The sequence below is a fragment of the Paenibacillus sp. PCH8 genome (genome assembly GCF_002968835.1).
Taxonomy (GTDB): domain Bacteria; phylum Bacillota; class Bacilli; order Paenibacillales; family Paenibacillaceae; genus Paenibacillus.
In genome coordinates this window covers 742,364-763,721 of sequence record NZ_PKQK01000003.1, presented here as the reverse complement: position 1 = coordinate 763,721, position 21,358 = coordinate 742,364, and the positions used below count along the sequence as shown (strand labels likewise).

The following is a 21,358-nucleotide window of genomic DNA, read 5'->3' as shown; positions in this document are numbered from 1 at the left end:
ATAGAGAATGTAAGGCCATGAACGTTCGCCAGACTTTAATCCAGTGGAGGAATATACGAATGACACATGTAATCAAAGCAAAAGACGATACATTAACGGAAGAACTTGTAGCGAGTATGATTGGCAAGTATGTCCATGCACCGATCAATATGCATGAGGTTCAGACACCTACAGGAGCAACAACGAAAGCCAATGTTTGGTTTGCTGGAATTGTGGCTGGCTACGAGAAGGCAGTAATTGGATTTAACTACGAAGAGGGCACGTTTCATGAAGCATCACAAACATTCTATAACGTACATTTAACGGATGGTATGGGATACATTCTTACAAGTGCTTTTGAACTGGAGCTTCATGAACTGATGGAAGATGAGTTTAATCAACTCATTGAGGAGAAAAAGGAAGAGGAACGCGCTTCTGCTCCGCCCACTCTTGAGGAAATCAATCCAGATACACTTGTAGACGAGAAGAAAGATCACGTCGGTAAAGAGCAATGAAAGTGTTGAATTACGCTTCAGAATTGGCCGTAAAAACTTTTGTGTCTGCCAGTGCCAAAGGAGTGGAAGAACAGATGAATACATGGTTGGCTGCATATCCGCATACGTTCGTTACCGGGCTGGAGATCGTAAGTGTGGTTAATCCACTAAGCAATGAGTTGGAATTCGCAGCAATTGTCGTTTATCAGCCAAGCGAACAAGATCAATCTTGACCAGTATATGAAATATTCCTTCTATATATAGAAGGCTTCATTAAGGAGGTGGGCGAAGCTGTTGCTCCCTTTGGAAAAAATTATGGGCATTTTCGCAGCGTTAATGTCATTCGTATCCCTGTTTGGCAACCTGTCGGTTGCAGGAAATGACAAGTCGGTAGAAGTAGTTGTAGACTCAGTGAGATTAGAGCAAGTAAAGAAGGATTCCCGTGAAACTGTTCATGAAGAAATGGTGGAAATGCTGGAAGGTTACATTGAATCCCATCATGAAAAGAAAGTAAATCGTGCGAAACTGCTCAAGTATGTGAAGTGGGTAGAACAGTATACGAAGGAATCCGACGTGGACTCGTTGTGGATCTTGGCGATGATGTGGCAGGAGAGTCGTATGTTGGAGAAGAGCGTGTCATCTCATGGGGCAATAGGACTGCTTCAGATTCTTCCTAGCACGGCCCAGTCGTTCGGTGTGAGTGAAAATGCTTTATATGAGGCTAAAACGAACATTAAAACCAGCATTATTTATATGAATTATCTGATGGATAAATACGAAGGCAATCTTCGCACAGCAACGATTGCTTACAACCAGGGGGAGGGAAATGTAGCTAAGGGTAAGGCACGCTCCTGGTACTACAATCAAGTAAAGGAACATTATAACAAGATGCTTAAAATGCTCAAGTAGGCTCATTAAACATCGGATAACAATTTAATTCAGATATTCAAAGGTTGATTATCAATTTTACACAGGGAGATCCAAATGGGAAAATTTCCAGAACATATTAGCATGAATTTGAAACTAGATAAGAAGTATTACACAATGGATGACGTAGAAAATATTGATCGATGTAAGGCCGATGAGCATTTCCTCGGTGATTGTATACTGGTCAACGAGAATTTGATTTGGCATTCTGTACACAAGTATATAGGAAGACCCGAGATTATTATCAAGAATCATTGTGTGGAGAAGGATGATATTCTTCAACTGGGCCGGCTGGGATTCATCAAAGCGGTTAAAGCATTTGATACAGAGCGTGGCGTCAAGTTCAGTTCATTCGCTGTCACTGCGATTGTCAGGGAAATCAGATGTTTTTTAAGAGATAGTGCAAGCATCATTCGGCCAACTCGCACGGCTACTGAATTAATCAACCGAATCAATCGAATCGAGCACGATATGGGCTACCTTCCAACAGCGCACGAGATTGCATTGCTGCTTGACGAGGAGAAAGAAAAGATCAACAAAGCGCTTCAAGTGGGTAAAGGTGTGAAATATCTGGATGAACCTGTAGGCGCTGATGATCAACAAACTCAGTCAGTTACGTTAATGGACACTATTTATAGTGGGGAAAACATTGAAGATGGTGTTTTGGACAAGTTATATGTTGATTCCGTGATCAATTCGGTCAAGCGCAAGCTTAGTGAGAAAGAAGTAACTGTATTGAAGCATCGAGTCGACGGATTTAATCAAACACAGACCGCGGATATGGAAGACATTAGCCAGATGAGAGTTTCAAGGATTATGCGAAAAGTAGCCAAGATGTTGGATAAACCCAATGAGAATTAAATACTTTATAAACTGAAGAAATATAATTTGACTAAACATTCACACGAGAACGTAGAGGACAGAAATAAATTGAAGAAGCGGAACGGTTCTTTAGTTCAATCTATATAGGTCATACATAACCCTATGAAAATCCTTATCGCACTGTTGTGCGCGAGGGTTTTTTGCTGTTTTTGCACTAAGGGACATACTCCAAGTTGTCCAGACATAAGATAGTACAAGATTCCAAGTGACCCGGAGGAATGAATGGATGCGAAAATTAACGAAAGTCATTGTAGGTATGCTTATCCCTGTCTTCTTACTCTCTTCATTAGGGGTTACTCAAGCACAGGCAACGATTCAAGGTCCTTCCACACATGCGCAAAGTGCTGCGCTCATCGACGTCACATCAGGACGGATCCTATACAGCAAGGATGGAGATAAGGAACTGCGAATTGCCAGTTTGACCAAAATCATGACGGCAATCGTAGCGATTGAACACAGCAAAATGGACGACAAAGTTAAAGTGACTCCTTCGGCTTTTGCCAAGGAAGGATCATCGCTCTACCTCAAGTTGGGCGAAGAGATGACGCTTGAGAACATGTTGTACGGGTTAATGCTCCGTTCAGGAAATGATGCCGCCTCGGCGATTGCCGAACATGTCGGTGGTTCGGAGGAGGGTTTTGTTCTGTTAATGAACAAAAAAGCAGAGCAAATTGGTCTGAGCCATTCCCATTTTATGAACCCCCATGGACTGGATGCGGAAGGGCACTATTCGACTGCCAATGATATGGCCCGATTAACAGCCTATGCGTTACACAATCCGGTGTTTAAACGCATTGTTGCCACGGAAGACAAATCTGCACCAAATCCTAATGAGAGCTGGGAGTATTCCTGGCACAACAAAAATAAAATGTTACGGCTGTATGAGGGTGCGGATGGTGTGAAAACCGGTTATACAAAGAAAGCTTTCAGATGTCTGGTCAGTTCAGCTACACGCAACGGTCAACAACTTGCTGCCGTGACGTTGAACGATGGAAACGACTGGAACGACCATGCCCGGATGCTGGATTTCGGTTTTGAATACTTTCCTCTGGTAGAGGTCGCGAAGCAAGAACAACCTGTGCAAAATACGGATGTCGTTACAGGCCGCGGATTTTGGTATCCGCTAGCCAAGAGTGAGCAAACCTCGCTGACCAAGAAGTTGGTTTTGATCGAAAATCGGGGGCAAACGGGAACGGAAGGAAAGGGCCTATCCACAGATCCTTCGTTCGGTTTGGCAGGTCGCATTGAAATGCAGTTTGATGGCAATCTTGTAGGCTCCATTCCGGTGTATCGCAAAGGCAGTTATATCCCGCCTGAACCAAAAACGGAAGATGCAACGCTGGGTGGGATCGGAGATGTCTCCTCTTGGGCCGCCGCATGGCGTGTCGTGTTAAGTCAGCTATTGTCTCCTTAGTTATATCGCCGTTGAAGGGAGGGAGTTGCCCGTGATTAATCTGATCTGGCTTCTGATGATCTTAACCGGATTTGCTTTTGCGGCAGTTAACGGGAAAATTGAAGTGGTCACTCAAGCGGCCTTTGATGGAGCAGCTACGGGAGTCACGGTATGTTTTGGACTAATCAGTGTGCTTGTGTTCTGGATGGGCATGATGAAAATGGCTGAAGATGCGGGTCTGCTCGCCCGAATTGCCAAGCTACTCGGTCCGGTTGTAGGCTTCTTGTTCCCTGATGTACCCAAAAATCATCCGGCGATGGGATATATTCTATCCAATATGAGTGCCAATTTGTTAGGGCTTGGGAACGCGGCAACACCGATGGGAATCAAAGCGATGCAGCAGCTGCAAGAGCTCAATCCTGATAAAGAAATAGCTTCTCCTGCCATGTGTACTTTACTGGCTCTGAATACGGCAAGCATTACGCTTATTCCAACAACCTTGATTGCCATCCGGCTAAATTATCATTCTGCGAATGCGACAGAAATTGTGGGTACAACACTGATGGCAACGATTATCGCCACACTTGCTGCAATTATGGCAGACCGCTGGTATCGAAACAGGACATTACGCAGACCGCCACGGATACAGAAAAGTGGCAATCCTGGTATGAAAGGATGAGCACCCTTGTTAACCTTCATCAACTGGATTTCCGTCTGGGCCATCCCGGTTATTATCGCGTTTGTTCCATTATATGCGTTTACCAAAAAGGTCCCGGTCTACGAATCTTTTGTTGATGGGGCCAAAGATGGTTTCTCTACGGCAATCAGCATTATTCCGCATCTTGTGGGCATGATGGTCGCGATCAGCGTATTTCGTGCCTCGGGTGCACTTGATTTTGTAATCAGTTTGTTTGCTCCCTTGGTTTCATGGATGGGAGTACCGGGAGAAGTTCTACCCCTGGGAATTCTGCGCCCGTTGACCGGGACAGGCTCACTAGCATTTACAACCGATCTAATCAAAACCTATGGTCCTGACTCCATGATTGGACGCATGGCATCCACAGTACAGGGAAGCACAGACACCACATTATATGTACTAACAGTTTATTTTGGAGCCGTAGGCATACGTAACGGTCGATACGCGCTCAAAGTAGGGTTGTTTTCCGATGTCGTTGGATTTATTGCTGCGCTTGCCATTTGTTTAATTGTTTTTGGTTAAAAGATAACCCCTCTCCTTCCGATATAGTAGATATGCTAGAATAATAGCGGAGGAGAGTGAGACATGCAGAAGAGTTGGAAACGAATGCTCCGTTTCGGTATATCAGGCGTGCTTGCTATGGCAATGCTCGCTGGGTCAACGGGACTGGTGGCGGCCCAAGCCATCCAGACAATACATTTTACAGGTTATTTCGACAAACAGCTGCGTGCACAAATGGCAGTTACAGCGGACTCTTTTCCCGTCGTGAATGTGCGTTTGATCAAGCAGGATGAACCCGATATGGTTTATTATGATGTAGGCACCTCCATACTGATCTCCAAAGATGAAGTGCTCACGAATTACCATGTCGTTCAGAGTTATGCTGAACTGTCTGATGGCGATGAAGGCACACTGACTGTAGCGAGTCCTGGCCATTTGGATCAGCCCGTGAAGGCCACAATTATAAAGACAGATTCGGTGACGGACATGGCTCTGTTAAAGCTGGACAAGGAAATAGACGCCAAACCGGTGACTTTCACTGTCGCGAGGGATAATCAGGTTGTCTATACGATTGGATTTCCCAAAAATCCGGCTGGTGATCTTGTTATCCTGGATGAAGATTTTCCTTCCATCTACAACACCATAGCCAAAAGCCGAGTATTCAGTTCCCAGGCATCGGATGTCCCAGGTAAGAAAGGCATAGGCAGTATTGTGAAATCCATGGCACAAGGGAATTCAGGTGGCCCCGTTCTGGATCAGAACAACCGGGTGATCGGCATGATGACGTTTGTGTACGGTGGACGTACATATTACATTACTTCCAAAACATTGCAGACTTTCATTAAGAACAGTACTACGCCTGCCAAAAAGCAGGTTTCGGTTGCCGGCAAAGTTTCCAATTGAATTCAAGGAAAAGGCTTATTTTTACACTATCTGTCAGAAACAGGTCGTGTGAAGGTAGGCTTTTTTTGCGTCAATCTGGAGGAGGAAGCCGGACTACAATGGGTATTCGAGTTCCCGGTTTACAAAATCCTTGGATTATCCTTGTGATTTCCCTGCTTGATGGGTATCATTAGTGTGAGGTGACATGACAAACATGGAAAGATTACAAAAAATTATCGCTCAGGCAGGTATTGCATCCCGTCGCAAGAGCGAGGAACTGATTCAGTCCGGCAAAGTGGAAGTTAACGGGGAGGTCGTAACCGAACTGGGTACGAAAGCGAACCCCGAAGAGGATATGATTACGGTTAATGGTAAACCGATTCGCAGTGAGAAGAAAGTGTACTTGATGTTGAATAAGCCAAAAGGCGTAATCACAAGTGCATCGGACCCAGAAGGTCGGAAAATTGTATCCGACTATCTAAAAGGTGTCAAAGAACGTGTGTATCCAGTGGGACGTCTGGATTATGACACAGAGGGATTGCTGATTCTGACCAATGATGGCGAGTTTGCGCATTTGCTGACGCATCCTAAGCATCACGTACCCAAAACGTATCATGCAACCGTTAAAGGTGTTCCGCACGGTTCAGCTTTGGAGAAATTAAAGACAGGCATTATGCTGGATGACGGCATGACCGCTCCAGCAGAGGTAGAGTACAAAGATGTGGATACAGTGGCAAACGAATCGGTAATCTCCATTACGATCTACGAAGGGCGTAACCGTCAGGTTAGACGTATGTTTGAGGCTATTAATCACCCGGTTTCCCGACTGAAACGGATTTCGTTTGGTGGTATTTTGCTACAAAACCTTAAAAGGGGTCTGACTCGCAATTTAACTAAAGAAGAAGTCAACAACCTGATTCAGCTCGCCTTATCAGAACCAGCCAAAAAAACGAAAAAAAGGTAATGTAAGACACATAATATTCATAAAACTGCCGCAGTTTTGTGACGAAATTCGCTATAATTGTTCATAGGATGTTCACAGTTGTCTTAGACAAATGATATGCGAATGGATATCGTCACATCAAAGGGGAGCCGCACATGGGGAAATCAAGAAGAACGGTGCAAATCGTCATTTTGTTATTGATCCTGGTGTTGGGCGGATATGCGATAACCACATCGGTATCCGACTCGAACGGCAAGCCGAAGGAAGGGGACAAGTCTCCTTCTTTTGAACTGCTGGGCCTGGATGGTCAAGTTCACACGTCTGACGAGTACAAAGGAAAAGCGATGGTTATCAATTTCTGGGGCACATGGTGCGAACCTTGTGTGAAAGAAATGCCTGCACTTCAGGCGCAAGCTGATAAATGGAAAGACCAAGGCGTTCAATTTGTCGGAATTAATGTTGGGGAAGACCAGATGACCGTGGATAATTTTGTGCGGCAGGTTGGGGTTACATTTCCAATCATGCTTGACCGGGAGAAAAACTCGGTACGTGATTTCGGGATCTCTCCGATGCCAACGACATTCTTTGTATCTGACACGGGCAAAATCTCTACCATTCATATCGGGCAACTTGATTTGGACACACTTGACGCTCAAATTTCACAACTGGCGAAGCAGCCCTGACAGGAGGTCTATTGGTGTTCCAAAATACGAAATGTGAGTGTGGACATCAGAATCCGGTAGGCACTGTGCTGTGTGAAGCATGTGGCAAGCCACTTTTGGAGTCTGAGGCTAAATCGGATGAAGTGCTGGAAATGCGTTATGATGGCATGGCACGCCGTTCACAGCGTAGCAATCCCAATATTATCGACCGCATATGGAACTTTTTCTCCTCAGTCAAAATTGCTGTCTATATGATTGTTCTGACGTTAGTTGGTTCCATGTTGGGCACGATCTATCCGCAAGAAAGTACGTTTCTGAACATTGACCCTTCCGTGTATTATCAAGAAACATATGGTCAGTCGGGTCATATCTATTACCTGTTGGGTCTATCCCATACATACGAATCCTGGTGGTTTATCCTGCTGCTGGTGCTAATTGGCGCCTCACTGGTGATATGCAGTCTGGATCGCGTCCTTCCGCTCTACAAAGCATTGAATAAACAGAAATTACGCAAACATACGCAATTCCTTACAAGACAACGTCTGGTGTATCAAGGTTCCATTGAAGAGGCACCAGAAGAGTGGGTTAAGAAAGCGGTTACGCCACTGAAGAAGAAAGGGTACCGCGTGCACACCCAAGGTGATGCATTGCTGGCTGAGAAACGACGTTTTAGTCGGTGGGGACCCTATGTCATCCATATTGGACTTATTATCTTTCTGCTGGCTGTGCTCGCAAGGGGGCTTCCTGGTCTGAACCTGGATGAGCACGTTGCTTTTCCCGAAGGTGAGATCAAGAAGATCCCGAATACGTCGATGTATCTGCAGAATGAACAGTTTAATGTTGAATTCTACAGTGATGAAGACGTACCTGAACAATTCCGCAACCTCAATAAAACGGTACCGAAACTATTCGAAACAAAAGTCATTCTGTATGAATGCACGGCAGACTGTTCGGATCTCTCGAAGAAACCTCAATTAACTGAGGTGGCAAGACATGATGTGCGGGTGAATCATCCATTGAATTATCAAGGCTTGAAAGCTTATCAATTTGATTATAATCTGACTCCAACCATCCGCTCCGTAACGCCAGATCTGGTCAATACGAAGACGGGTGAAGTGTACGGAGCGATTAAGATCGACATGGTAGATACCCAAAGAACATTTGAAGCAGGTCCGTATAACCTTACGGTGAAAGAAAAGTTTATGGACTTTGGATTGGATGAGAATGGTGAGCCCAAATCAAAATCGCCATCACCTAATGCACCTGCTTTTCTCTTTCTCATCCAGGGGCCAGATCTGCCAGAAGAAGGTATACAATATCTGTATTTTGCGAAGCAGATTGATAAACAACGGTTTCAACAGGATGCAATCAATCAGCAGTTGATTGGAGCAGAGATTCCTTTACAGCTGGAAGTGGATAGCATGGACAAGGTAGATATTATTCAGTCTGTAAGTTATCTAAATATACGCGTGGATAAGGCGATGCCTTTTGTATGGGTAGGAGCCGGAATCGTAATGTTGGGTCTGGTCATGGGTTTCTATTGGCATCATCGCCGCATATGGATCCGATTCGATGATAAGAAGCTCACCTTGGGTGGACACACCAACAAAAACTGGTTTGGCTTCAGGCGCGAAGTTGCTGCCGTCTTGAAACAGATGAATCTGGAAGTGGAAGAGAAGTCGTTGGATAACGGGGGGAACCAAGCATGAGTATATTGGATTTCAGCAGCGACGCATTTATCGTATCTTTCTTTCTGTATTGTGCTGCATTCTTGTTATATGCTGTCGCGGTCATGGGCAAAAAGTGGAGTAATCGTGATCCCCTTGCCCATCTGAATCGTTGGGGCAAACGGGCTTTCATAGCTTCGACTGTCGCCTTGGCTGCACATATCGTGTTTTTTATCACCCGATGGGCTGGGGCAGGTCATATCCCGGTAAGTAACATGTACGAGTTCATGTCCTTTCTGTCCATGATGATCATGGTTGCCTTTATTGTGGTATATGCCATATACCGCAAGTCATTACTGGGTTTGTTTGCATTACCACTCACGATCATTATTATGGCATATGCAGCTGTATTTCCTCAGGAAGTACAGCCACTAATACCGGCACTTCAGTCGATCTGGCTGAAAATACACGTGACGTTGGCAGCCCTTGGTGAAGCGTTCTTCGCGGTGGGTTTTGCGGCAGGTTTTATGTATTTGCTGCGGACCGTTGATTTTAGTGGCAAAGACAAGTCTTCGAGGCGTCAACGTGGATGGGTCGAGTTTACCCTGGTTACGATAGTCGTAGTGATCGGGTTTATCGGAACCGTATTTGCCTTTCGTACAGCTGGTTACGAGGCGGTTTTCGTACAAAAAACGGTCAGCATTGACACAGAGGTACAGGGAAATAGTACAATAGATAAAGTGATTTATCGCATGCCTCCCATTTTTGCACCATATAATAGCGAAGTGGAGAGCATGAAACCGTTTCTCGGCATGAAAAAACCTTTACTTGAGACGCCTTCCTGGATGAATGGAGTAAATGCCGGGCGTAAGCTTAATACGGTGGTTTGGTCACTCATTGTAGGCTTGATCTTGTATGGAATTGTACGACTTATTGTGCGCAGACCGCTTGGACAAGCGCTACAGCCAATGATGGACGGAATCGATGCTGATGATCTGGATGAGATTAGTTATCGCGCGATTGCCATTGGATTTCCGATATTTACACTGGGGGCATTAATCTTTGCCATGATCTGGGCTCAGATTGCCTGGAGTCGCTTTTGGGGATGGGACCCCAAAGAAGTGTGGGCATTGATTACTTGGCTATATTATAGTGTGTATCTGCATTTGCGTTTATCCAAAGGCTGGCAAGGTCAGAAGTCTGCTTGGCTTGCAGTTCTTGGCTTCCTGGTCGTTATGTTTACGCTGGTTGGAGTGAATCTGATTATTGCCGGATTACATTCTTACGCTGGCGCGGACTAGGGTAAACTCATATTGCAAAGGTTGAATCTAGACGCGAGAAACACTAATTAATCCTTTTAACGAAGGATATTCAAATATTGTTCGCCAGATCGAACATAATAGAAGTACTGAGGAGTTATTGCAAAGGGGCTGGAGAGGCATGGCTGAACATGAGAACCGAATACTGGTCGTGGATGACGAAGAGAGAATCCGCAGGCTGTTGAAAATGTATCTCGAAAAAGAAGGTTACGAAATTGATGAAGCCGAGGATGGAGAAACTGCGCTGCGTAAAGCAACTGCAGGGGACTACGGGCTGATTTTGCTTGATGTCATGTTACCGGGTATGGATGGGGTTGAAGTGTGTACACGTCTTCGTCAGGTGAAATCTACCCCGGTTTTGATGCTTACAGCAAAGGGTGAAGAAATTAACCGGGTTCAGGGATTCGAGGTTGGAGCCGATGATTACGTCGTAAAACCATTCAGCCCACGTGAAGTGATTTACCGTGTTAAGGCGATTTTGCGACGTGCTTCCGCGACTGCTTATCTGTCTAAAGAGAGCAATTCAAGTAACAACATTGTGTTTCCGCATTTGGTCATTGAACATGATGCACATCGAGTAACGGCAGGCGGCGAAGAGATCAGTCTCACACCAAAGGAATATGAATTACTGCACTATCTGGCAACATCTCCAGACAAAGTATTCTCCAGAGAAGAATTACTCAAAGATGTATGGAACTATGAATTCTTTGGCGATCTTCGTACCGTGGATACGCATGTGAAGCGTCTTCGCGAGAAACTTAACAAGGTATCGCCTGAATCGGCGGCCATGATTACGACGGTGTGGGGTGTGGGTTATAAACTGGAAGTACCGAAGTAGTTTTAGTTTCTGGAGATCGCTGGTCGGGAAGTTATGGATCACTATAATTTGCCTTGTGGGTTGTGTACTTATAGCGCTGGGTCTTTTTTTGCTGCCCTACATTGATACGAACTTTGCAGAATCCGAATCCAGAGATATCAAGCGGCTATTTACCTATATTTGTATTATCGGATTCAGTTTAACGACGTTCTTTGCGTTGTTTCTATTCACCAAAATTACGCAACCCATGCAGCAGTTGATTCAGGCAGCCAATGCCATTCGTAAAGGAAATTACGGAACACGGCTTTCCCTGGTTACCAGTGATGAGATCGGTGAGCTTGCCAATACATTTAATCACATGGCAGCCCAGCTGGAAGATAACATTCGGAATCTTAACCACGAGAAGGAACATTTGGCGAGTGTGCTCCGAAGCATGACGGATGCAGTGGTTACTTTTGATGGTGAAGGGAAAGTTATTTTGACGAATCCGCCAGGAGAGAAGATCATGCAAGCCTGGTATGACCTGGATTGGTCACAGATGGACGAGGGACAAGATGTGGATTCGTTCGGAAAGTCTTCGCGTGATGTTCCGGAGCCACTCGTTCCTTTGTTCAGAATGGTGATGGAGCAGGGTGGGGACCAGAGCTCCAATGTACATGTACAACAAGGGGTCTGGTCCGTTCAGATGGCACCGCTATATGCTGACAGTGTTGTCAGAGGAGCCGTTGCCGTATTAAGAAACGTAACGGAAGAAGTCAGGCTGGAGAAAATGCGGCGTGATTTTGTGGCAAATGTATCTCATGAGATACGAACCCCGTTATCCATGATGCAAGGCTACAGCGAAGCGCTTCTGGACGGCATGGCAACCTCACCAGAGGAGAATGAAGAGCTCATTCAGGTCATTCATGATGAGTCTTTGCGGATGGGAAGACTGGTCAAAGACTTGCTTGATCTTGCCCGAATGGAAGCTGGACACACAGACATGGTAATGAAGGAGGTTGACCTCGGAGAACTGTTAGAACGAGTGTATCGGAAGTTCTCGGTGCGTTCGAAGGAACAGGGAATCCAACTGCAGTTTGAATGCAAACAGTCAACCATTGAACTTCAACAGGCGGATGAGGATCGACTAGAGCAAGTATTCACTAATTTGCTGGATAATGCGTTCAGGCACACGCCCTCTGGCAAAAATGTAACCATATCTGCTGAGTTAGTCACACATCTTCGCGCTCCATTCGCCAGAGTATCGGTGAAGGATCAGGGAGTAGGTATCCCTTCTTCCGACTTGCCTTTTATTTTTGAACGCTTCTACAAAGCAGATAAGGCACGAGTTCGGGGTGAAAGTGTAGGCACAGGACTTGGTCTGGCCATTGTGAAAAATATGGTAGATGCCCATCAAGGTATCATTCATGTAAATAGTGTATTAGGTGAAGGTACGGAGTTTATTTTACAATTTCCCGTGGATTCATCGAAATAGCCTGATTTCATACAAAAATTGCGGAAACACCCTCTTATGGAGGGTGTTTTTTTGTTGAAGAGTACCGTTTAATCTTGTTCAACGTGGAACATGAATCATCCATTTATTTTAATCAGAAAAGGTGTCCAAGATAAGTTTTCCTCCTATGTAACATAAGCTTGAAAAAAAAGAATGTTAAAGGAGGAGTGATTTAAGCATGTCCGAAGATCGAAAAAGGGTCAATATCAAAGCATTTCTGGAGGGCAGATCTTTTAGAGCAGGCTCGCCATTTATCCCCATAACAGCAAGTGAAGTAGAACAGTTCGAATCCATACTTCACTCTTTGGCTGTGACTATTCCTGCAGCAATTAGTCAGCCAACCTCAGTCAATATACTAGCATTACAAAACGGATTGCGCCAATTGCTTACTTTTGTAAATAATTCCGGTTTTCGTGCTGGCGTAAAAGCAGAACTGCAAGCCGTATTGGAATTAACGATTGCAGGCTCGGAGGTTGTCCCTGTTGCATTAATCAATCTCGCGGGTAACTTACAAAACTTGCTAGATGACTTGTTAAATATGACTTTGCTTCTGGAAGTGCCACCTGCAGAAAAGGATAAACTTGTAGGATTGATCCGTTCCATATCGGTATCTTTGAGTCGGGCGACGACGACTTTCGGAACCGGGGGCATTACTGGGCCGGCTGGCCCACCCGGAGTTCCGGGAGTGCCAGGAGTTCCGGGGGTACCCGGTGTACCAGGCGTCCCTGGGGTGAAAGGACCTGCGGGACCCGCAGGAGGAATTGGACCAGTAGGACCAGTAGGTCCGGTGGGGCCTCAGGGAGCACAAGGGCCAGCGGGAGCACCCGGGGTTGGTTTGAACAATATCACTGCATTCGACCCTGCTCTCGGGCCAACTTATGCCCAAGGTCAGGTTGTAAGTTATAATGGGAGTCTTTATGTTGCAAATGTGGATGGCCCAACGGGCACACCCGGAAGTTCCCCTGACTATACTTTACTTTTGGAGGGTGGAACGGCTGGTGCAACAGGGGCAACCGGAGCGGGGTTGACGGGAGCATTAGCATTTGATCCAGCGCAAGCACCAAGTTATCCCGCAGGTCAAGTTATCACGTATAATGGCAGCACCTACATTACGAGTGTTGCTGGTCCGCTTGGAACACCGGGAACTTCATCGGATTACACATTAATTGCTGCTGCCGGGGTAACTGGAGCAACCGGGGTAGGTTTAACAGGAATAACATCTTTCGATCCAGCTCAGTCCCCAACGTATCCAGCGGGTCAGGTCGTTACCTATAACGGGAGTACATTCATTACAAATGTTGCAAGTCCTGTAGGAGTGCCGGGCAGCTCGCCGGATTACACGCTAATTGCAGCAGCGGGTGCAACAGGTACGGGAACGACAGGGGCAACCGGAGCTACAGGCATAGGTTTGAGTGGCATTGTGCCGTTCGATCCGGCATTAGCACCAACATATCCCGTAGGTCAGATCGTCACATTCGGGGTAGTACCTATATTACGAATGTGGCATCACCAACAGGTACGCCAGGAAGTTCACCAGATTACACGTTGCTAGCAGGATCCGGAGTCACAGGTGCAACAGGAGCCACCGGCATCGGTCTTGATGGGGCAGTTCCGTTTGATCCGGCAGTAGCTCCAACGTATCCCGCAGGCCAGCTTGTCACCTTTAATGGCAGTACGTATATAACCAATGTAGCTTCACCTACAGGTACGCCGGGAACATCGCCAGACTATACATTGATTGCGGGAGCAGGACCTACGGGAGCAACGGGTGCGCCCGGAGCAACAGGAGCCACAGGAGCCACAGGCGTAGGTTTAAGTGGCATTGTGCCGTTTGATCCAGCTGTAGCGCCAACGTATCCGGCGGGTCAAGTCGTAACGTTTAACGGCAGTACGTATATTGCCAATGTAGCATCACCAACAGGAACACCTGGTACCTCACCGGACTACACCTTAATTGCGGGTGCAGGAGCTACGGGTGTGACAGGTGTAACCGGAGTTGGACTAACAGGTGCAACTGGAGGAACAGGAGCAACTGGTATCACTGGATTGGCCGGAGCGACGGGGATTACGGGAGCCACGGGAGTAAGCGTCACAGGAAGTACGGGGTTAACAGGTGCGACTGGAGGAACCGGAGCAACGGGTGTTACCGGGTTGACCGGGGCAACTGGAGTTACAGGAGCGACAGGCGCTAGCGTCACAGGAAGTACGGGATCAAACGGTGTAACTGGTGGAACAGGAGCGACTGGTGTAACGGGCTTGACTGGTGCGACTGGAGAAACCGGAGCAACGGGCGTCACCGGATTGGCTGGGGTAACAGGGATTACAGGAGCCACGGGAGTAAGCGTCACAGGAAGTACGGGATTAACAGGTGCGACTGGAGGAACCGGAGCAACGGGTGTTACCGGGTTGACCGGGGCAACTGGAGTTACGGGAGCTACTGGCGTCAGCGTAACCGGAAGTACGGGATCAACCGGTGCGACTGGAGGAACCGGAGCAACGGGTGTTACCGGGTTGACCGGGGCAACTGGAGTTGCAGGAGCGACAGGCGCTAGCGTCACAGGAAGTACGGGATCAAACGGTGTAACTGGTGGAACAGGAGCGACTGGTGTAACGGGCTTGACTGGTGCGACTGGAGAAACCGGAGCAACGGGTGTTACCGGGTTGACCGGGGCAACTGGAGTTACGGGAGCTACTGGCGTCAGCGTAACCGGAAGTACGGGATCAACCGGTGCGACTGGAGGAACCGGAGCAACGGGTGTTACCGGATTGGCCGGAACGACGGGGATTACGGGAGCCACGGGAATAGGCGTCACAGGAAGTACGGGATTAACAGGTGCGACTGGAGGAACCGGAGCAACGGGCGTCACCGGATTGGCTGGGGCAACAGGGATTACAGGAGCCACGGGAGTAGGCGTCACAGGAAATACGGGATTAACAGGTGCGACTGGAGGAACCGGAGCAACGGGTGTTACCGGGTTGACCGGGGCAACAGGTAGTACAGGAGCCACGGGAGTAAGCGTCACAGGAAGTACGGGATTAACAGGTGCGACTGGAGGAACCGGAGCAACGGGCGTCACCGGGTTGACTGGGGCAACTGGGAGTACAGGAGCCACAGGAGTAAGCGTCACAGGAAGTACAGGATCAACTGGTGTAACTGGTGAAACAGGAGCAACGGGTGTAACGGGCTTGACTGGTGCGACTGGAGTTACAGGAGCCACGGGTGTTAGCGTAACCGGAAGTACGGGATTAACAGGTGCGACTGGAGGAACCGGAGCAACGGGCGTCACCGGGTTGACTGGGGCAACTGGGAGTACAGGAGCCACAGGAGTAAGCGTAACCGGAAGTACGGGATTAACAGGTGCAACTGGTGGAACCGGAGCAACGGGCGTCACCGGATTGGCTGGGGCAACTGGAGTTACGGGAGCTACTGGCGTCAGCGTAACCGGAAGTACGGGGTTAACAGGTGCGACTGGAGGAACCGGAGCAACGGGTGTTACCGGGTTGACCGGGGCAACAGGGATTACAGGAGCCACGGGAGTAGGCGTCACAGGAAGTACGGGATCGACCGGTGTAACGGGCTTGACTGGTGCGACTGGAGTTACAGGAGCCACGGGAGTAAGCGTCACAGGAAGTACGGGATCGACCGGTGTAACGGGCTTGACTGGTGCGACTGGAGTTACAGGAGCCACGGGAGTAAGCGTCACAGGAAGTACGGGATCGACCGGTGTAACGGGCTTGACTGGGGCAACGGGAGTTACGGGAGCTACTGGCGTCAGCGTCACAGGAAGTACAGGATCAACCGGTGTAACTGGTGGAACAGGAGCGACAGGAGCAACAGGAGCAACAGGAATCACCGGGTTGACTGGGGCAACCGGTAGTACAGGAGCCACTGGTGTAACAGGAACTTCGGTTACAGCAGCTTCATCCTATGCAGAGAATACGAGTGGCACCATTATTATTGTGCTAGGTGGAACAGTCGTTTCTCTTCCTGATAACCAGAACATTGGAACTGGGATTACAGTGAATGGGTCTAATGATACCTTCACTTTGGCTACAGCAGGCAGATATTATATTAGCTACAAGTTTAGTGTGAGTGCAGCAGCATTGATACAGTCACGGATTTTACTTAACGGGGCTGTAGTCCCGCCGAGTGTAATCTCACCTGTTCTCACGGTAAGTCAATTGGCAACCGATTTTATTATCACTGCCACAGCGGGTTCGACCATTCAGCTTCAATTATTCGGCCTAATAGCAACAGCCGTGTTATCACCACCAGGGGCAACACTCAACATTATCCGCCTGAGCTAATTATGAAAAAAGAGACGGTCCCCAAAGGGATCGTCTCTTTTGACGCTTATATCTGATGAGTATCTACTAAAGAACAATTTCAACAGCTGTGTTAATTTCCGGCAGAGCAGCAAGTTGTACAAGCACATCTTTTGGTACAGCCTTATCCACAGTCAGGATCATGATTGCAGCACCACCAATAATTTTACGTCCCACTTGCATGGAGGCGATGTTGACATCATTTTGTCCAAGCAGTGTACCTACCCGTCCGATAATACCTGGCTTATCGTTATGGGAGATCAGGATTTGGTGACTTTCCGGTGCGATATCGACAGGGAATTTGTCCAGGCGAACAATACGTTCTCCATAACCTGCAAGCAATGTACCAGCTACACGGCGTTCCTCAGCATCCTGAGTTGTAACCAATGTTACAGTAATCAGATTAGTAAATCCTTTGGAAGTGGAAGTTTGGCTCACAACTACATTCAGATCACGGATTTTGGCCAAATGCATGGAATTGACAATGTTCGCTTCTCCACCCAGATGTCTTGCAAGAATACCTTTTACAATGTAACGAGTGAGGGGGGACGTATCTACTTCAGAAAGTTCCCCGGCGTAGTCGATCCGAATCTCTTGTACCGCATTTTGTGTAATCTGTGCCGCAAAGCTACCCAAAGTCTCACCAAGTTTAAAGTAAGGCTGCAATTTGTTCATAACCGTTGGAGCTACAGCCGGCATGTTAACTGCGTTCTTGAACGGTTCATTACGCAGAATATGAAGCACTTGCTCGGATACGTCAATCGCAACGTTCTCTTGTGCCTCTACAGTTGATGCACCAAGGTGAGGCGTAACAATAATGCTAGGATGATTCAGGAAAGGATGGTCCTGGGCAGGTGGCTCACTTTCAAATACATCAAATGCAGCCCCAGCAACGATACCTTGATCAATAGCTTCCACAAGAGCCATCTCATCGACTACACCACCACGGGCACAGTTGATAATACGCATCCCTTTTTTCATCACTTCAAATTGTGGACGTGAGATCATATGGCGTGTTTCCGGTGTCAATGGAGTGTGTACGGTCATGAAGTCTGCATTGCGAATAATATCATCCACACTGGCCAGCTTAACCTGCAGCTTCTCGGCACGCTCCTCCGTGAGGAACGGGTCGTATGCAAGAATGTCCATTCCAAAAGCTTTGGCGCGCTTGGCAACTTCACTACCGATCCGTCCCATTCCCAATACACCCAGCGTTTTATTTCTTAATTCCACACCCAGGAAGGTTTTGCGATCCCACGTACCTTGAATGGTCTTGGCATAAGCCTGAGGTATGTGCCGTGCCAGTGCCATCATCATGGCAAACGTATGCTCACAGGTAGTGATGGTGTTACCGTCAGGTGCGTTAATAACAATGATACCGCGCTGTGTAGCAGCTTCCAAATCAATGTTATCTACACCAACCCCTGCACGTCCGATCACTTTAAGGTTGGTACCAGCCGTCATAATACGATCTGTAACACGAGTCTGGCTGCGAACCAAGAGGGCGTCATAATCACCAATAATGGCAACAAGTTCATCTTCACTAAGACCGGTTTTCTTCTCAACAACAACATCATTTGCATCCACCAGTTGCTGGATCCCCAGATCACTGATTGGGTCCGACACTAACACTTTGTACATGGTTTCTTCCTCCTTAGGTATGTGTATCTATATCGTCAAGGTCTGACCTCAGCGAAGAGGTATTCCTTAAAACCAAGTTGATTCTTCCGTCCAACAACGCGGTGTCGCAGCAGAGGAGGAAGGTGAAGCAAATAGAGCGATCCCACAGATATCCTTTAAAATAAATTAAAAAACTCTCAATCCACATACTGCTTGCGCAATAAGGGACGAGAGTTGTCGTGGTACCACCCTAATTCACCGCCGTTTCGCAACGACAGTCTTAGCGGTCAATGAAGACCGAAGAGGATAACGGGTCTAAACCGATTGCACCTACTCCAATTTCAATGCAATAACTCAGGAGCGCTCAAGATCATCTGCCTGCCACCGATTTACACCCTCCACCGGCTCTCTGTAGGACGAAGCAACGTCTTTTTTCCATCATCGTGTTTAACGTAACTAATTTTTTCATAATGTATCATGGCTGACATGAGCATGTCAATAGGCTTAAATGTTTTAATATGAATTGAAGATCTCATTTGATTTAGATATAAACTAAGCCAATACGAGCTATACAATAGTTCCTGTACTTCGCGCGAAGGGCTCGAATACATATTGTTTGGTGAACTTGATTTTACTGCTTTAATGAGGTAATGGTGTTGACCTAAAATCGGGACTTCGGGCAGGTCTTGAACCTAATTCGTTTTTTGGCTATGATTTAGTATACTATCCGATTGGATAATGAAATTGTTATCCATCAAATATAACTCAAGAGGACAGACGCATCCGATGAAAAAATTCAAATTTCCCAAGTTTAAGATTCAGAAGGCTGAACCACAGCAGCTTACCGAGCGTTTGCTGTTAATCAATCTATACTTTACACAAGGTCTGACTCTGATTATTGGAGTTGTATGGATCTTACTACAGAAGAGAAATTTGTTAGATGTGCTTGCGTGGCCTGACAATTACCAATTTATATGGTGGGGTCTTGGTCTTGCAGGGGTCATGCTTGTTATGGACTTGGTTCTGTCATATGTCATACCTCAGGAAAGCATGGATGACGGGGGAATTAATGAGATGCTGTTCCGTCGGCGTCCGATCTGGCACATTATATGTATAGCGGCAATTGTCGCTGTGTGCGAAGAACTTTTATTCCGGGGAGCCATACAACACGCAATTGGTCCTTATTGGACGAGTATTTTATTTGCAGTGATCCACATTCGTTATTTGCGGCACTGGATTCCAACAGGATGGGTGTTTGTTTCAAGTTATGGATTGGGTTGGATTTATATGCAATCCGGCACATTATGGGCGCCTATACTGTGTCATTTTATTATTGATTTGGTGTCCGGATTAGCGATACGTTATCGGAGGGGATCATGAATCAGCCGTTAAGCAGAATGAAGACATATGGCAGTCAGCGCAATCGTCAATCGGATAAAAAAGAGACATCCGAGCGTCAGGTGGCTCCTCAAGTCAGCCTGGTTGCTGAGACGGTAGCAGCTGATGAGGTTGGCGGAATCACACCAATTACTTCCGTTTCTTTACCTAGATCACAGCGCAAGTCCTATAAAGAAAAACTGGAAAGTCCAGTACTTCCTCAAAGGGCACCATCACGCTCCAAAAAAACGCCGAATTCAACAGATGAATCGATCCCCGAAGCGGGTTCGCTTCCTACACGGACAGAATTACATCCTTCACGTCGGTTAAAATTGAGCAAGAGGTTTGTCAATTCACTCATATTTATTTTTGTCATGCTAACGATCAGCCTGGTTTGGTGGGGGTAAAAGGGGCACCCGCTCTGAGTACGTTCCTGCCCTTACCGTGGTAATGCTAATAATCGCAGGTTCAATCATTTTGATAGGAATCATATTAATTCTTCATATGTGGCGCGAAGCCCATACTCATCAAATAATTGAAGAAGAGGTTGAAGTTCCCCATCTGCCATCATCCTTTGACGGGACTGTGATTCTGTATATATCAGACACGCACAAGCGCAAGCTGAAGCAGACGGATCTGGAAAACTTTAAAAACAAGGTGGATTGGGTTCTTATTGGGGGGACGTTGCCGAAAAAGGGATCTCATGGTCTCTGGTTAGACATAATATGAAACTCTTATCGAACATTGCTCCTTCTTTTACAGTGTATGGCAACCATGACAAGCGGGCTGGTACCGCTCAACTTGCTCGAATCCTTCGGGAATCGGGCGTTCAGCTCCTGCAGGATAATGTGGAATATCTAAAAAGCGGCAACGACAGATTGAGCCTGATCGGTATGGATTATCGGTCCAAACAGGGAGATGTTTTGCTAGAACAGATCGGCGACAGTTTTTGCAAAATTGCTATCGTTCATGATCCTTTGCAGGCCCTTCGCTTGGAGCAAAATGCAGATCTTATTTTAAGCGGTCATACCCATGGCGGACAATTGGTATTACCATTTTTCGGACCTGTGTTCCTGAGCAAAGCATATCGTCCCATATCGAATGGATGGTACTCCCTGAAGCACAATCCGGAGGACATTGATCAAGAAGGCAAAATGCTTGTTAGCAGAGGATACGGTACGAATCATCTTCCTCTCCGACTAGGTTGTCCTGCGGAGATGCACATCATTACGTTAAGAGTGCCTACAGAAAAAGTGCTCACAGAGAAACGGGGCTGTCCCATAAGTCAGAAAAATGGCTAGGGACAGCCCTGTTTTCTAAATTGTAAAACAAAAAGAAACCGCTCCTTGGTAAAATGGAAGTACGACCCACCATTTGAAA

At 46.9% G+C, this 21,358-nt stretch carries 20 protein-coding genes and 1 other annotated feature; of the genes, 19 read left to right on the top strand and 1 reads right to left on the bottom strand.

Features of this window, described 5'->3' with window-relative positions:
- Nucleotides 1-59: 59 nt before the first annotated feature.
- The 16 genes from C0Q44_RS20755 (at nt 60) to C0Q44_RS31570 (ending at nt 16,963) form a co-directional block, all read left to right on the top strand.
- On the top strand, nt 60-494 hold the full coding sequence (locus C0Q44_RS20755; RefSeq protein WP_105409127.1) for a hypothetical protein: 435 nt from the start codon (nt 60-62) through the stop codon (nt 492-494).
- Entirely contained in the window at nt 491-706 is a 216-nt protein-coding gene (locus C0Q44_RS30340) for a hypothetical protein (RefSeq protein ID WP_181151101.1), read from the top strand. The genes C0Q44_RS20755 and C0Q44_RS30340 overlap by 4 nt, the downstream gene beginning before the upstream one ends.
- A gap of 82 nt (nt 707-788) precedes the next feature.
- Entirely contained in the window at nt 789-1,382 is a 594-nt protein-coding gene (locus C0Q44_RS20745; RefSeq protein ID WP_181151100.1) for a lytic transglycosylase domain-containing protein, read from the top strand.
- A 102-nt stretch (nt 1,383-1,484) separates the two neighbouring features.
- The gene (locus tag C0Q44_RS20740; RefSeq protein ID WP_258166460.1) at nt 1,485-2,261 is read left to right on the top strand and encodes a sigma-70 family RNA polymerase sigma factor; all 777 of its coding nucleotides are present in this window, start codon (nt 1,485-1,487) and stop codon (nt 2,259-2,261) included.
- A 247-nt stretch (nt 2,262-2,508) separates the two neighbouring features.
- Nucleotides 2,509-3,696 (top strand): D-alanyl-D-alanine carboxypeptidase family protein, encoded by a 1,188-nt coding sequence (locus tag C0Q44_RS20735; RefSeq protein WP_105409123.1) that lies wholly within the window; start codon nt 2,509-2,511, stop codon nt 3,694-3,696.
- A 31-nt stretch (nt 3,697-3,727) separates the two neighbouring features.
- Complete coding sequence (locus C0Q44_RS20730; protein WP_105409122.1) at nt 3,728-4,354, top strand: nucleoside recognition domain-containing protein; 627 nt, start codon at nt 3,728-3,730, stop codon at nt 4,352-4,354.
- Nucleotides 4,355-4,360: 6 nt separating this feature from the next.
- The gene (locus tag C0Q44_RS20725) at nt 4,361-4,894 is read left to right on the top strand and encodes a spore maturation protein (RefSeq protein WP_105409121.1); all 534 of its coding nucleotides are present in this window, start codon (nt 4,361-4,363) and stop codon (nt 4,892-4,894) included.
- 63 nt (nt 4,895-4,957) lie between these two features.
- Nucleotides 4,958-5,776, top strand: coding sequence for a S1 family peptidase (locus tag C0Q44_RS20720; RefSeq protein ID WP_105409120.1), 819 nt, complete (start codon nt 4,958-4,960; stop codon nt 5,774-5,776).
- Between the two features lie 193 nt (nt 5,777-5,969).
- Nucleotides 5,970-6,719 (top strand): pseudouridine synthase, encoded by a 750-nt coding sequence (locus C0Q44_RS20715; protein WP_105409119.1) that lies wholly within the window; start codon nt 5,970-5,972, stop codon nt 6,717-6,719.
- A 134-nt stretch (nt 6,720-6,853) separates the two neighbouring features.
- Nucleotides 6,854-7,381, top strand: coding sequence for a redoxin family protein (locus C0Q44_RS20710; RefSeq protein WP_105409118.1), 528 nt, complete (start codon nt 6,854-6,856; stop codon nt 7,379-7,381).
- Between the two features lie 14 nt (nt 7,382-7,395).
- Nucleotides 7,396-9,069, top strand: coding sequence for a cytochrome c biogenesis protein ResB (locus C0Q44_RS20705; protein WP_105409117.1), 1,674 nt, complete (start codon nt 7,396-7,398; stop codon nt 9,067-9,069).
- A complete protein-coding gene (gene ccsA, locus C0Q44_RS20700) occupies nt 9,066-10,328 on the top strand; it encodes a cytochrome c biogenesis protein CcsA (RefSeq protein WP_105409116.1) in 1,263 nt (420 codons plus the stop codon). The genes C0Q44_RS20705 and ccsA overlap by 4 nt, the downstream gene beginning before the upstream one ends.
- A 139-nt stretch (nt 10,329-10,467) precedes the next feature.
- Nucleotides 10,468-11,184, top strand: coding sequence for a response regulator transcription factor (locus C0Q44_RS20695; protein WP_036607918.1), 717 nt, complete (start codon nt 10,468-10,470; stop codon nt 11,182-11,184).
- Nucleotides 11,185-11,239: 55 nt separating this feature from the next.
- Nucleotides 11,240-12,637 (top strand): ATP-binding protein, encoded by a 1,398-nt coding sequence (locus C0Q44_RS20690; protein ID WP_308737448.1) that lies wholly within the window; start codon nt 11,240-11,242, stop codon nt 12,635-12,637.
- Between the two features lie 196 nt (nt 12,638-12,833).
- Nucleotides 12,834-14,207, top strand: coding sequence for a collagen-like repeat preface domain-containing protein (locus C0Q44_RS30335; RefSeq protein WP_105409115.1), 1,374 nt, complete (start codon nt 12,834-12,836; stop codon nt 14,205-14,207).
- Nucleotides 14,156-16,963: a beta strand repeat-containing protein gene (locus tag C0Q44_RS31570; protein ID WP_374955121.1), complete on the top strand. Its 2,808-nt coding sequence runs from the start codon at nt 14,156-14,158 to the stop codon at nt 16,961-16,963. The genes C0Q44_RS30335 and C0Q44_RS31570 overlap by 52 nt, the downstream gene beginning before the upstream one ends.
- A 66-nt stretch (nt 16,964-17,029) precedes the next feature.
- Here C0Q44_RS31570 and serA read toward each other — a convergent pair whose 3' ends face one another.
- Nucleotides 17,030-18,622: a phosphoglycerate dehydrogenase gene (gene serA, locus C0Q44_RS20670; protein ID WP_105409113.1), complete on the bottom strand. Its 1,593-nt coding sequence runs from the start codon at nt 18,620-18,622 to the stop codon at nt 17,030-17,032.
- A 199-nt stretch (nt 18,623-18,821) separates the two neighbouring features.
- Nucleotides 18,822-19,052 (bottom strand) — a binding site (T-box leader).
- A gap of 335 nt (nt 19,053-19,387) precedes the next feature.
- Between serA and C0Q44_RS20665 the strand changes: the two genes are divergently transcribed.
- The 3 genes from C0Q44_RS20665 to C0Q44_RS20650 all read left to right on the top strand — a co-directional run bounded on the left by C0Q44_RS20665 (nt 19,388) and on the right by C0Q44_RS20650 (nt 21,279).
- Complete coding sequence (locus tag C0Q44_RS20665; protein ID WP_105409112.1) at nt 19,388-19,981, top strand: CPBP family intramembrane glutamic endopeptidase; 594 nt, start codon at nt 19,388-19,390, stop codon at nt 19,979-19,981.
- On the top strand, nt 19,978-20,385 hold the full coding sequence (locus tag C0Q44_RS20660; RefSeq protein WP_105409111.1) for a hypothetical protein: 408 nt from the start codon (nt 19,978-19,980) through the stop codon (nt 20,383-20,385). Before C0Q44_RS20665 ends, C0Q44_RS20660 begins: the two co-directional genes overlap by 4 nt.
- 255 nt (nt 20,386-20,640) lie before the next feature.
- Complete coding sequence (locus C0Q44_RS20650) at nt 20,641-21,279, top strand: metallophosphoesterase (RefSeq protein WP_374955120.1); 639 nt, start codon at nt 20,641-20,643, stop codon at nt 21,277-21,279.
- Nucleotides 21,280-21,358: the final 79 nt, after the last annotated feature.

Bases quoted from the DNA above. Each gene is read 5' to 3' on its own strand.
- C0Q44_RS20660 (WP_105409111.1), top strand. From the start codon at position 19,978: ATGAATCAGCCGTTAAGCAGAATGAAGACATATGGCAGTCAGCGCAAT.
- C0Q44_RS30340 (WP_181151101.1), top strand. From the start codon at position 491: ATGAAAGTGTTGAATTACGCTTCAGAATTGGCCGTAAAAACTTTTGTG.
- C0Q44_RS20745 (WP_181151100.1), top strand. From the start codon at position 789: ATGGGCATTTTCGCAGCGTTAATGTCATTCGTATCCCTGTTTGGCAAC.
- C0Q44_RS20735 (WP_105409123.1), top strand. From the start codon at position 2,509: ATGCGAAAATTAACGAAAGTCATTGTAGGTATGCTTATCCCTGTCTTC.
- serA (WP_105409113.1), bottom strand. From the start codon at position 18,622: ATGTACAAAGTGTTAGTGTCGGACCCAATCAGTGATCTGGGGATCCAG.
- C0Q44_RS30335 (WP_105409115.1), top strand. From the start codon at position 12,834: ATGTCCGAAGATCGAAAAAGGGTCAATATCAAAGCATTTCTGGAGGGC.
- ccsA (WP_105409116.1), top strand. From the start codon at position 9,066: ATGAGTATATTGGATTTCAGCAGCGACGCATTTATCGTATCTTTCTTT.
- C0Q44_RS20720 (WP_105409120.1), top strand. From the start codon at position 4,958: ATGCAGAAGAGTTGGAAACGAATGCTCCGTTTCGGTATATCAGGCGTG.
- C0Q44_RS20710 (WP_105409118.1), top strand. From the start codon at position 6,854: ATGGGGAAATCAAGAAGAACGGTGCAAATCGTCATTTTGTTATTGATC.
- C0Q44_RS20695 (WP_036607918.1), top strand. From the start codon at position 10,468: ATGGCTGAACATGAGAACCGAATACTGGTCGTGGATGACGAAGAGAGA.
- C0Q44_RS20740 (WP_258166460.1), top strand. From the start codon at position 1,485: ATGAATTTGAAACTAGATAAGAAGTATTACACAATGGATGACGTAGAA.
- C0Q44_RS20715 (WP_105409119.1), top strand. From the start codon at position 5,970: ATGGAAAGATTACAAAAAATTATCGCTCAGGCAGGTATTGCATCCCGT.
- C0Q44_RS20665 (WP_105409112.1), top strand. From the start codon at position 19,388: ATGAAAAAATTCAAATTTCCCAAGTTTAAGATTCAGAAGGCTGAACCA.
- C0Q44_RS20755 (WP_105409127.1), top strand. From the start codon at position 60: ATGACACATGTAATCAAAGCAAAAGACGATACATTAACGGAAGAACTT.